The 11,411-nt window shown below is 47.5% G+C and carries 9 protein-coding genes; 4 read left to right on the top strand and 5 right to left on the bottom strand.

Going from position 1 to position 11,411, the window contains the following annotated elements; genetic code table 11:
• Positions 1 to 153 precede the first annotated feature (153 nt).
• Both LSG34_RS10995 and LSG34_RS10990 read left to right on the top strand, forming a co-directional pair.
• On the top strand, positions 154 to 1,008 hold the full coding sequence (locus LSG34_RS10995; RefSeq protein WP_233009144.1) for a formate/nitrite transporter family protein: 855 nt from the start codon (positions 154 to 156) through the stop codon (positions 1,006 to 1,008).
• Positions 1,008 to 2,723, top strand: a complete 1,716-nt coding sequence (locus LSG34_RS10990) for a bifunctional protein-serine/threonine kinase/phosphatase (RefSeq protein ID WP_233009143.1) — start codon at positions 1,008 to 1,010, stop codon at positions 2,721 to 2,723. The genes LSG34_RS10995 and LSG34_RS10990 overlap by 1 nt, the downstream gene beginning before the upstream one ends.
• Positions 2,724 to 2,745: 22 nt before the next feature.
• Here the strand turns inward: LSG34_RS10990 and LSG34_RS10985 are convergent, their stop codons facing one another.
• The 4 genes from LSG34_RS10985 to nirB form a co-directional block, all read right to left on the bottom strand.
• Positions 2,746 to 3,954, bottom strand: a complete 1,209-nt coding sequence (locus LSG34_RS10985; protein ID WP_233009142.1) for an alginate export family protein — start codon at positions 3,952 to 3,954, stop codon at positions 2,746 to 2,748.
• Positions 3,955 to 4,052: 98 nt separating this feature from the next.
• A complete protein-coding gene (gene cobA, locus LSG34_RS10980; protein ID WP_233009141.1) occupies positions 4,053 to 4,931 on the bottom strand; it encodes a uroporphyrinogen-III C-methyltransferase in 879 nt (292 codons plus the stop codon).
• 79 nt (positions 4,932 to 5,010) lie between these two features.
• Positions 5,011 to 5,370, bottom strand: coding sequence for a nitrite reductase small subunit NirD (gene nirD / locus LSG34_RS10975; RefSeq protein WP_233009140.1), 360 nt, complete (start codon positions 5,368 to 5,370; stop codon positions 5,011 to 5,013).
• A gap of 1 nt (position 5,371) precedes the next feature.
• On the bottom strand, positions 5,372 to 7,933 hold the full coding sequence (gene nirB / locus LSG34_RS10970) for a nitrite reductase large subunit NirB (protein WP_233009139.1): 2,562 nt from the start codon (positions 7,931 to 7,933) through the stop codon (positions 5,372 to 5,374).
• A 623-nt stretch (positions 7,934 to 8,556) separates the two neighbouring features.
• Between nirB and LSG34_RS10965 the strand changes: the two genes are divergently transcribed.
• Together LSG34_RS10965 and LSG34_RS10960 are read left to right on the top strand one after the other, a co-directional pair.
• Positions 8,557 to 9,873 carry a Fic family protein gene (locus LSG34_RS10965; protein ID WP_233009138.1) on the top strand — a complete coding sequence of 439 codons (1,317 nt, stop codon included), beginning with the start codon at positions 8,557 to 8,559 and terminating at the stop codon, positions 9,871 to 9,873.
• Between the two features lie 17 nt (positions 9,874 to 9,890).
• Complete coding sequence (locus LSG34_RS10960) at positions 9,891 to 10,370, top strand: hypothetical protein (RefSeq protein WP_233009137.1); 480 nt, start codon at positions 9,891 to 9,893, stop codon at positions 10,368 to 10,370.
• A gap of 58 nt (positions 10,371 to 10,428) precedes the next feature.
• Here the strand turns inward: LSG34_RS10960 and LSG34_RS10955 are convergent, their stop codons facing one another.
• Positions 10,429 to 11,391 (bottom strand): S41 family peptidase, encoded by a 963-nt coding sequence (locus tag LSG34_RS10955; protein ID WP_233009136.1) that lies wholly within the window; start codon positions 11,389 to 11,391, stop codon positions 10,429 to 10,431.
• Between the last annotated feature and the right edge of the window lie 20 nt (positions 11,392 to 11,411).

Genomic DNA, 11,411 nt, shown 5'->3' with positions numbered 1-11,411 from the left:
TTAAAACGGCAGAGGTGGTAATCACCTCGCAACAAATTTCAGGACAAAGGCGTCCCGCGATCTTCTGGCAACAGAATGATCCGGACGCCTTTTTTGTTTTTTAAAAAACAGCACCTGAACAAACCAACAGCAACAACAGGAAAAGGTGAACCTATGGCTTATTTAGTTCCAGCCGAATTTGTGACCAAAATGGTCGATGCCGGCGAATCCAAAATTTTTATGTCCACCCGGGATACGCTGATCCGCTCTTATATGGCAGGAGCTATTCTGGCTTTGGCTGCAGTATTTGCTGTGACAGTAGCTGTGCAAACCGGATCCTTTTTAGTAGGTTCCATGTTGTTCCCAGTCGGTTTTATTATGTTGTATCTGATGGGGTTCGACTTATTAACCGGTGTTTTTGTACTGACACCGCTAGCCTTATTGGACAAAAGACCAGGCGTTACAGTGCAAGGTGTACTTCGTAACTGGGGTTTGGTATTTACCGGTAACTTCCTTGGAGCCTTAACAGTCGCCGCCATGATGGCTTTTGTGCTGACTATGGGTTTTCATCTTGAACCCGATGCAGTTGGACAAAAACTGGCTGGTGTGGGTGAAGCCCGTACTTTAGGTTATGCCGAACATGGTGTCACAGGCTGGATGACGATATTCCTGCGTGGCATGTTGTGTAACTGGATGGTATCTATGGGCGTGGTTGGCGCTATGATTTCCACTCATGTCAGCGGCAAAGTGATGGCCATGTGGATGCCTATTATGTTGTTCTTTTTTATGGGTTTTGAACACTCAGTGGTCAATATGTTTTTGTTCCCTTTTGCCATGATGATGGGTGGTGATTTCTCAGTGATGGATTATCTGATCTGGAACGAAATCCCAACAGCTTTAGGCAATCTGGTGGGTGGTTTAGCCTTTACCGGTTTGACCCTGTACAGCACTCACTATAAAACGGCACCAAAACGTAACCTGACTGCTAAAACAGCTGAAAGCCCTGTAGCTACTCTGGCCAAAGCCTGATGATGTTGCCTGGAGCCTCGTTACAAGTCTCCATAGGCCAGCATTCCACTGCTGGCCGTAAAACTATCAATCAGGATTGCTTTGGTGCTTATCAGCCAAAAGAGCCGGAATTAAGCAGTAAAGGCATAGTGTTGGCGGTCGCCGATGGCATCAGCACCAGCACCGTCAGCCAAATCGCCAGTGAAACAGCAGTGAAAAGTTTTCTGGATGATTATTACTGCACCAGCGATGCCTGGTCAGTACCTCATGCCGCCTTGCAAGTGCTTAAAGCCAGTCATAACTGGTTGTACGCTCAAAGCCGCAATGGCCCTTTTGCATCCGATCCAGACAAGGGTTATGTCTGCACTTTTAGTGCCTTAATACTAAAACAACGCCATGCTCATTTGCTGCATGTGGGTGACAGCCGGATTTATCTGCTGCGCAATCAGCAACTGGAACAACTGACGCGGGACCATAGAGTCTGGCGTGGCAGCAGCAGCTTTTTAAGTCAGGCACTTGGCGCAGGAGCAGCGCTGGAAGCGGATTATCACAGCCTTCCTTTGCAACAAGGGGATCTGTTTCTGCTGGCAACGGACGGTTTATTTGAAGTTTTACCCCAGACCACACTGATTCAGTTACTGGAAACACAGCGGGATTTATCGCTGCTGGCCCTGCAACTGACTGAAGCCGCTTTAGCTGCAGGCAGCGAAGATAATATTACGCTGCAATTGGCGCGTATTGATCAGTTGCCGGCAGACAACAATTTACCTCTTTGCCTGGATCAGCAATTACCTCTGCCGCCTTTGCTGCAACCAGGTGATACATTAGATGGCTTACAGGTAATAAGGCCACTACAGCAAAGCAGCCGCAGCCATGTGTATCTGGTGCAGGACACTGGCACAGAACGATTGCTGGTACTAAAAGCCCCCTCCATTGATTTAGCTGAACAGCCGGATTATCTGGAACGGCTAATGCGCGAAGAATGGATAGCCAAAAGAGTGCACAGCAACCATGTCGTGCGTCCGGCCAGCATCAACAGGCCTCGCACTGCGCTTTATACCTTGTTTGATTATGTCGAAGGCCAGACGCTAAAACAGTGGCAACTGGATCACCCCAAACCCACCGTGGAACAAGTTCGAGGCATTATTGAACAGCTGGGTAAAGGGCTGCAGGCGTTGCACCGCAGCGAAATTCTGCATCAGGATATCCGACCCGATAACCTGATGGTGACCCCTCAAGGCATAGTTAAAATTATCGACTTTGGTGCTGCCAGACTGGCGGGATTACAGACCGATGACGAAGTAGCTGGAGATATTCCAGGCACAGCTTTGTATACAGCACCTGAGTACTTTTTAGGCCTGGCTGGCACAGAGCTGTCGGATTTATATTCACTAGCGGTTTTAACTTACCAGTTGCTGTCCGGCCGTTATCCTTATGGTCCTGAAGTGGCGCGGGGTAAAAGTATCAAAGCGCAGAAAAAATTGCGCTATCAATCTGTACTCAGCAAAGACAGCGAGCTGCCGGTCTGGCTGGATTTAACCTTAGAAAAAGCACTGCAACCCGACCCGAATAAACGCTACCAGGCTTTGTCGGAGTTTTTATACGACTTACGCCACCCTAATGCCGAATTTCAAAAACCACTCAGTTTAATTGAACTGCATCCGCTTTGGTTCTGGCAGTGCCTTTGTGTAGTGCAGGGCTTAGTGATCCTCTGGTTAGTGGCTGCCGCGAATTAAGCAGACAGCCACTTCACTTGCTTTAATACTTCGCCAGCCACTGTAACCAGAACTTACTGGTGTCTGTGTGTAAGCTGTTGGCCTGATAATCAGCATATTTCAGCAATACCGCGTGCTGAGCATTCAGGTTATAACTCAGCTGTAAATCCAGCTCTTTGCCATAGTCAGCGTCGCCTTGTGCCGCATCCAGCCAGTGGTAAAAGGCTATCAGTTCCAGCTGGTCAAGTTTATAACCCAGCTTCAGATACTTATCTTCAATGCCATTGGCAGGTGTAGTGAGAAACTTATCAGCAAAGCCCTGAAATTTATGCAAAGTTGCGAGTGGTGTCGAAAAACCAATCGCGTTACCAGAGTTATTGTCAGAACCTAATACTTCTATCCCCACGCCACTTTGCCATGCACCCAGCCAAAGGTTGGCTTCCACAGTCCAGTAATCTGCGTCATACGAATTGGGGTTATCACCTGCTTCCTGCTGCCGGGCATAAGAGCCATAGAGCATATAACGACTGCTTTGGGATAAAGCCTGACTGTACTGATAATCCAGCCCCAGCGTTTGGTTTGACACTAAAGGTGCATCGTCAAATTCCATCTGATAAACAAAAGCGCCGAGCTGATGGTTAGTGTTCGGCTGATAACGTAAATCCAGCAGATGTAAATCCGAACTCCAGTCGCCTTGTGGGCTTTTACTGCCAAACACCCGGTTCACTTTGCTGCTGTAGCTGTAATCCAGTTTGAGTTCAGCAGATAAACTGGCCTGATAACGCAATGCATCAAAGGTTTGTTCGTTCTGACGCCAGCCTACACCACCAACAAAACGTTCATTGGCTAAGTTAATACGCTGACGGCCAATTTTTAAGCTCTGGCTGTCGCTTTGATACATCACAAAAGCCTGATTTAAATCAGCACCAGCAGGGTCTGCCACCACCGGATAGGCTGTTTTGCCGTTCATACTATCGTTGTAATTTTTATCCCCTAAAGCCGCCACATAATCAAATTCGCCGCCTGCTGACCAGCCATGGCTGAATTTTTGCGTCAGGCTAAAACGCGATAACAAGGTACTAGCCAAAGCATTTTCGGCAAGGCCATCCTGGTCCACAGCTTCCAACCGGTAACGGAATAACATCTTTAGCTCTGGTGCAGTGAAAGCGCTGGAAGCAACATCAGCAGCACAAACTGAAACTGAAGTACAAGCGGCCATTACAGCCAAAGCGGGTAAAGAGTAATAGCGCATAAGGATCCCTTCTATTGAGGTTAATTTTTGGCAAAGCTTCGCCAGCGGACTGCGTTAAAGCAGCCAGAGGGCAAAACGAATGGGGTTTAACGGCTTAGTTAATTTTCTACTGTCATTGGTTGTAAAAGACTGAGATCTACTTTCATCCGCTGCTTCAGCACCTCGCCCACCACAATAAGGGTTGGGCCAGAGAGTGGAAAAGCTGCCAGACGCTCACTGATATCAGCCAAAGTGCCCTGCAGCTGGGTTTGCTGGGCTGTACTGACCTGATCCAGCAGTGCTATAGGCGTATGATCCGGCCAGCCAACTGACACTAAACCGGCACACAATTGCTGCAAGCGGTTAAGTCCCATATAAACCACCAAAGTGGGGTTAGAGCCATTGGCTCTGTACTGATAACCAGACCAGTCCGGTTGTTTGGTCGGGTCGGCAAACTGCGCCGTTAAAAACTGCACTGAAGTTGCACAACCCCGGGCTGTCAGCGGAATACCACAATAAGCTGAAGCCGCACAGGCACTGGTCACGCCTGGCACTATCGCAAAGGCGATACCAGCCTGTTGCAAAGCAGCGGCTTCTTCCGATACCCGGCCAAAGATCGCCGGATCCCCACCTTTTAACCGCACCACTAAACCACCTTGCTGGCCGTATTGGACCAACAACTGGTTAATCTCTTGTTGTGGCATGGCATGACGGCCCGCTCTTTTACCCACAAAGACTTTTTTGCAACGCCGGGGGGCTATAGCCAACAGCTCAGTCGACACTAAACTGTCAAACAACAGCACATCAGCCTGCTGCAATAAACGCTGGGCTTTGACGGTCAGTAGCTCAGGATCACCAGGCCCTGCACCAATCAGCACCACCTGACCTTTACCTTCAGGCTTACGCTGCTCTGTTTGTGCAGCTTCACCTTTCCAGTTCCAGCCGGATAGCCACTGCGCTGCTAGTGGTGAACGAAATAAATTACTGATTACACTCATCTTGCTACCACCCTTTTACTCTTGTCTGCCTTTCGGCCTTGTCCTTTGGCTTTATCGTGGATTTCTTTGAACCCTGCGACTAAGCAGCTGATGCTTCTTGTACTTGTTTTACCGCATTCAGCCACACTCGGCCCTGTTGCAGTTTCACCCCATACACAGGGATCACCACTTCAGGTTGCTCTAAGCACTGGCCACTGGTCAGGTCAAAGTGCTGTTTATACAAAGGTGAAGCCACTACTATTTGCTCACCTATAGAACCCACCATGCCACGCGATAGCACATTGGCGCCGCCAATAGGATCGTAATTTCCTATCGCATAAATCTGCGGCTCGCCTTGCAGCTCCAGCAAAAACACCGCGACCTGACGGCCGTTTAGCAAAGCGCAAATACCACTGTTTTCGACTAAATCTTCAAAAGCACAAATATCAGTCCAGGCCATGTTAGTTCTCCTCTGCTAAAGCCTTTACAGGCAGCTCTGTGATGGGGATTTGTTGCAACCACTGGCGTTTTTCTTCTGCAGTGGCAGGGCGGATTTGCGCACGTTCTTCCACAAAAACGATGTTTTCATCTGCATCCGGGCTGTTTACAAACTGGCGGAAACGTTTCAGCGCTTGTGGATCTTCCAGCGTAGCTTTCCATTCACAGGCATAGGTATTCACTAAGGCTGCCATCTGGTTTTCCAGCTCTGCGGCTATTCCCAGCTCGTCGTCTATGATGACTTTACGCAGATAGTCCAGACCACCATCCAATTTTTCCATCCAGACGGAAGTGCGCTGCAAACGGTCGGCTGTGCGGATATACAACATCAGAATGCGGTCTATGTAGCGGATTAAGGTTTCGGTATCGAGGTCGGTGGCAAATAAGTCGGCGTGGCGTGGTCTCATACCACCGTTACCGCAGACATACAGGTTCCAGCCGTTTTCGGTGGCAATAATGCCAATGTCTTTGCTTTGCGCCTCAGCACATTCGCGGGTACAACCCGACACCGCCATTTTGATTTTGTGTGGTGCACGTAAACCTTTGTAGCGGTTTTCAATAGCTATGGCCTGACCCACACTATCCTGTACGCCATAACGACACCAGGTGCTGCCGACACAAGATTTGACGGTACGCAGCGACTTGCCATAGGCATGACCTGTCTCAAAACCAGCATCAACCAAACGCTGCCAAATGGCAGGCAACTGCTCTAAACGAGCGCCAAATAAGTCGATCCGCTGACCACCGGTAATTTTGGTATAGAGATTAAAATCCAAAGCCACCTGACCTATCACCAGCAGTTTTTCTGCGGTAATTTCGCCACCGGCAATACGCGGCACTACTGAATAAGAACCGTCTTTTTGCATATTGGCGAGGAAGGTATCGTTGGTGTCCTGCAAACCCACGTGAGGCTTTTTCAGCACATAATCATTCCAGCTTGATGCCAGAATAGAGCCCACTGTCGGCTTACAAATATCACAGCCCAAACCCTGACCATGGCGGCTTAACAGTTCAGCAAAGGTTTTAATACCGCCCACCTGGACTAAATGCAGCAATTCCTGACGGGAATAAGCAAAGTGCTCACAAAGGTGATTTTTCACCTCCACACCACGGCTTTTCAGCTCGTCATCCACTACGGATTTGAGCAGAGCAGTACAACCACCACAACCCGTACTGGCCTTGGTGCAGCTTTTGATGCTGGCTAAATCACAACTACCAGAGTCCATAGCAGCAACAATGTCGCCCTTGGCCACGTTATGGCAGGAACAAATGGTGGCACTGTTGGGTAAAGTTAAAGCTGCTAAAGGTGCGCCGGACGCTGCAGGTAAAATCAGTTGCTCCGGTTGTTTTGGTAGCAGCATATCGTTTAAAGCATATTGCAGCAGACTGTCGTAGTTACTGGTATCGCCCACCAGCACAGCACCCAAAAGCCTTTTACCGTCTTTGCTGACTACCATTTTTTTGTAGACTTGAGCACGTGGGTCGGTAAACACATAACTTAAAGCGCCGGGCGTTCTGGCATGGGCATCGCCAATAGAACCCACCTCCACACCCAGCAGTTTCAGCTTGGTGCTCATATCAGCGCCGCTAAAACTCAACTCGCCCCCTGTTAGTTGACTGACCACAACACGCGCCATCTGATAACCGGGCGCTACCAGGCCAAAAATCTTTTGCTGCCACAAGGCACATTCACCTATGGCATAAATATGTGGGTCAGAGGTCTGGCACTGATCATTAACGACTATGCCGCCCCGCTCACCCACAGCTAAACCACAGCTGCGCGCCAGTTGGTCATAAGGTCGGATGCCAGCAGAAAACAACACTAAGTCCGTCTCTAAACTTTCGCCATCAGCAAACTGCAACTGATAACGACATTCAGCACCAGCTACTATGGCTTGCGTGGCTTTACCGGTATGCACCTGCACACCCAGTTCAGAAATTTTCTGGCTTAACATCTGGCCGCCGCCCTGATCCAGCTGCACCGCCATCAGCTGAGGCGCAAACTCCACCACATGAGTTTGCAAGCCGAGTTGTTTCAGTGCATTAGCCGCTTCCAGTCCAAGCAAACCGCCACCTATCACCACCCCTACTTTGCTTACAGCTGCGCTTTGCGCTATCGCATCTAAATCCTGCAAAGTGCGGTACACCAGACAATGCGGCTGATCATTACCAGGAATAGGCGGCACAAAAGCGTAAGAGCCAGTTGCCAACACCAGTTCGTCGTAATAAAACTGACCGCCCTGACTGGTTACCACCAGCTGCTGCTCGCGGTTAATTTGCTCCACCCAACAATTTAAGCGGTACTGAATATTGGCGGCCTGATAAGCTTCTTCTGTCGTCAACGCCAACTGCTCTGCGCTGGTGCCGCTGAAATAGCCGGATAAATGCACCCTGTCGTACGCCAGCTGAGCTTCACCACAAAGCACAGTAATTTGCGCTAATGGGTCTTTGGCACGTAATTGATCAACAAAATGATGTCCCACCATGCCGTTGCCGATCACCAGAATTTGTTTGGTCTGCTGCATTGTTATGTCCTTAAGGCCTTTGGCGGCTGACTCGACAGCCAAATTTTGCCCATAAAAAAAGCCCGGCTCTGCACCACCAAAAAGGCGGTCAGAATCCAGGCTTCGTTGCCAGCACACAGCCAAAGCTATGCGCTTAAATTCAAATTGTGTTGCGTTCGCTTCAGCTAACGCACTGATAAAACTCGCTGATAACCAAAGCACAAAGAATGCCAGTTTATTAACTGGCTGATTTTATTGAGTAATGGCTAATTTATGTGCAGGCAATTATCAAAAGCTTGCGTTGAATTGGTGCAAAACGGCACCGGATTGAGGCATGGAAGAACTACATAGCATCATCTTATTGAGCATTTGGCTAAGATGGTAATTCGCTTTGGAAAGAGACAGGTTTTGAGTTAAGTTGCAATTTTTTTCAGAAAAACTGTTAAAAACGCAATTAAAAAAACACTAATTAATTCATCTAAAACAAATAGATAAATATAATTTTTCTATTTATAAATTAAGAAAACTCAATTTTAAAAATTTGCGTTGAAATTTAAACTAATCTGTTTAAACTCAATTTTAAGAATTTTGTTTTGTGGTAAGTTATGGCCAGAATTAGACCTCCAGTTCCTTTTAGTGAACTAATGACTAAATTATCAACGGATACTTTGTTGCCGCTAATGCAAAAATACAAAGCAACAGACTCTACTGGTGCTTATCTGCATTGGGACAAATTTAAGTGGAAAGTCGAAAAAGGCGATAACGAACAAACAGCTTGGGCCGCTACCAAATTAGCCCGGAAAGCTACAATCAAATATATCCCGCAACTGGAAGGTAAAAATGAAACAGAATTATTTAACTACTCAGTGCCAGATTCACTGTATGCCAAGCTGCATTACATAGACAAAATCACAGGGGGTGGTCAGGTTATAGGTGATGCCACTTTTATCACCGGACATGAAAAAGACCGGTATTTAGTCAAAAGTCTGATGATGGAGGAAGCCATTACTTCATCTCAGCTAGAAGGCGCTGCAACTACACGTAAAGTTGCCAAAGAAATGCTGGAGACTAACAGACCGCCCAGAGATAAATCAGAACAGATGATTGTGAATAACTATCTGTTAATGAAAAAAGTTTTCGAGAAAAAACACGAAGACTTGTCGGTAGATTTATTACTGGACTTGCATCGGATAGCAACCTATCAAGCCATTGATAATAATGCAATATCAGGCGAGCTTCGCACAGCCAACGACATTAGTGTCAGAAACAGTTACAACGAAATCGCGCATGAACCACCTTGCTTCACTACGTTAAAAGAGAGGCTTATCAAACTATGTGAATTTGCCAATAAGAACAGTGATGGCCAGCAATCAGACCAATTTATGCACCCGCTGGTAAAAGCCATCATCCTGCATTTTATGATTGGTTACATTCACCCTTTTGGTGATGGTAACGGCAGAACTGCCAGAGCCTTGTTTTATTGGTCCATGCTCAGGTCTGGTTACTGGCTGTTCGAATTTGTCTCGATCAGTAAATTGATCCAGGAGAAAAGGAGTGACTACGATGCTGCATTCATTTATACCGAAACCGACGAGCTGGATCTGACCTACTTTCTTTACAATCAGGCCGACACTGTGGTGAAAGCGGTTGACGCTTTGCAGCTTCATATCAAAAACAAAAAACAAGAGTTTTACCAATTTATGAGCTGGATAGAGCGCAGCCCATTGGCTAAAAAACTAAAAACTGCGCAGCTAGAGTTGCTAAAAGAGGCAGTCAACGAACCAGGTAAAGTATTTACATCCAAACAAGTAGCCACTCAGTTTGATATCACAGAAAACACAGCTCGTAGCCATTTAAATGCGCTGGTCGACGCCAATCTATTAGTGGTGGCCAAAGCTAAAGCAGGGAAATCTGTTTTATATCTGGCACCGGCTAACCTGAAGGCCACACTGAAAATTTAAGAGTTCAAGGAAGAATGATGCAAAAACCCCAAATTCTCTGGAGAAATCAAACTCCATCCCGCTCATCGCTAAAACTCGGCTGGAAGCAGCTCAGCAGAAACGCCAGAGTGGCACTGATTACCTTCAGTCTGTTGTACCTTGGTCTCTCCATTTATCGCAGCCTCGAACAACAGAGTGCTTCTAGCTTACTGCTGTGCATAGTATCTATAAGTTCTTTAACAATTACGATTTTGCATACCAATGGCTTTCCGAAAGACAAGTTAGGCAGTCTGATGCAGGTGCTCAAAACAGAAAATGGCACTATTTGGATAGATGATTACCCACTGCCGGATACAGTACGCAAAGTGGTGATTGGTCGTATAGATATTCAGGGGCCGGCTTTTTTACAACTGGCATGGAATCAAGGGCATCAGTGGATATTTCAGCTGGATGAGCTGCAACAAGTACGACACTTTTTCCGCCAGCATGCACCTCAGATTGAAATCGTTAACGAGTAAGCCGCCCGCAGCCAAACAAGAGCCTGCTGTTCTTAAAGAACCGTAGGCCCTTCATTTTCTAACTGCCCTTATTCGCCAACCGCAAAGCCGTGTACAACGCCATTTCTGAGCTAACTGTTATATTCGGCTCCACACCAACGCCTTCAAAGTTAGTGCCTGTGACTGGGTTCACCGGCCTGAACATGGGAATACGCACAAAAAGCCAGTCGTTGACTTGAGCTGCGCCCGTGTAGTGGGCCAGACCAGCGCTGGTCTGGCCAATCACTACGGCGCGACCTAGTTGTTGCAGCGTATAGCTAAAAACCTCGCCCGCGCTAACCAACTCTTCACTTTGCAGAATATAGAGTGGCTTGGTTTTTAACAGTTCTGAATCAGGCACCGCCAGGCTTCGTATTTGGTCTGTACTTTTGCTGCTACGGTCAAGCAGATCCCATAACAAGGTGCCTTCCGGCACAAAATGGCTAATCAAATACTGCACCAGCTCTGGGGAGCCACCGCCGCTGTCACGCAGATCAATAATAATATGATCACTGTGGCTTAGAAACACCAAAGCGGCATGTCCCACTTTATGCGCTTCTTCGGCCTGCCAGAATTTATGCAGCTTCAGATACCCAATATTGCCCGGCAGAATACGCGCCTGCTCAAAGGCAAAGTTATTGATTTTGCGCTCTTCCGTCTCTTTTAAACGATGCGAAACCCCGCCTTGTTCAGCTATTAACGCCAAATTCAAATGGCCATCACCGCTGTATTGACGCATTAAATCACCAACCTTGTCAGCAAACTGCTCCTGACTGGTGATATCAGCTAAAGCCCCACTTTGCTCTTGCTGCAGCAAAACCTCGCTGACCTTTAGCGCTGTATCGGGGAATACATACTGTTGATTCAATATATGAACAATGCCATCAATACTGGCCGCACGTTCGGCTGGGGAAAGAGGGGTATTTGCCTGAACAAAAAATGGAAAAACGACAGCAACAAGCAGCACCAGAGCAAGGCGCTGCCTTTTTAATAAAGAAATCATAACTACCTCAAATTACTGAT

It is taken from the genome of Rheinheimera faecalis (assembly GCF_021290965.1).
In the GTDB taxonomy this organism is placed as follows: domain Bacteria; phylum Pseudomonadota; class Gammaproteobacteria; order Enterobacterales; family Alteromonadaceae; genus Pararheinheimera; species Pararheinheimera faecalis.
This window is presented reverse-complemented; position numbering and strand designations above follow the sequence as displayed.

What these genes read in the sequence shown, in the direction of transcription:
- LSG34_RS10995 (WP_233009144.1), top strand. Translation starts at nt 154, where the DNA reads ATGGCTTATTTAGTTCCAGCCGAATTTGTGACCAAAATGGTCGATGCC.
- LSG34_RS10990 (WP_233009143.1), top strand. Translation starts at nt 1,008, where the DNA reads ATGATGTTGCCTGGAGCCTCGTTACAAGTCTCCATAGGCCAGCATTCC.
- LSG34_RS10985 (WP_233009142.1), bottom strand. Translation starts at nt 3,954, where the DNA reads ATGCGCTATTACTCTTTACCCGCTTTGGCTGTAATGGCCGCTTGTACT.
- cobA (WP_233009141.1), bottom strand. Translation starts at nt 4,931, where the DNA reads ATGAGTGTAATCAGTAATTTATTTCGTTCACCACTAGCAGCGCAGTGG.
- nirD (WP_233009140.1), bottom strand. Translation starts at nt 5,370, where the DNA reads ATGGCCTGGACTGATATTTGTGCTTTTGAAGATTTAGTCGAAAACAGT.
- nirB (WP_233009139.1), bottom strand. Translation starts at nt 7,933, where the DNA reads ATGCAGCAGACCAAACAAATTCTGGTGATCGGCAACGGCATGGTGGGA.
- LSG34_RS10965 (WP_233009138.1), top strand. Translation starts at nt 8,557, where the DNA reads ATGACTAAATTATCAACGGATACTTTGTTGCCGCTAATGCAAAAATAC.
- LSG34_RS10960 (WP_233009137.1), top strand. Translation starts at nt 9,891, where the DNA reads ATGCAAAAACCCCAAATTCTCTGGAGAAATCAAACTCCATCCCGCTCA.
- LSG34_RS10955 (WP_233009136.1), bottom strand. Translation starts at nt 11,391, where the DNA reads ATGATTTCTTTATTAAAAAGGCAGCGCCTTGCTCTGGTGCTGCTTGTT.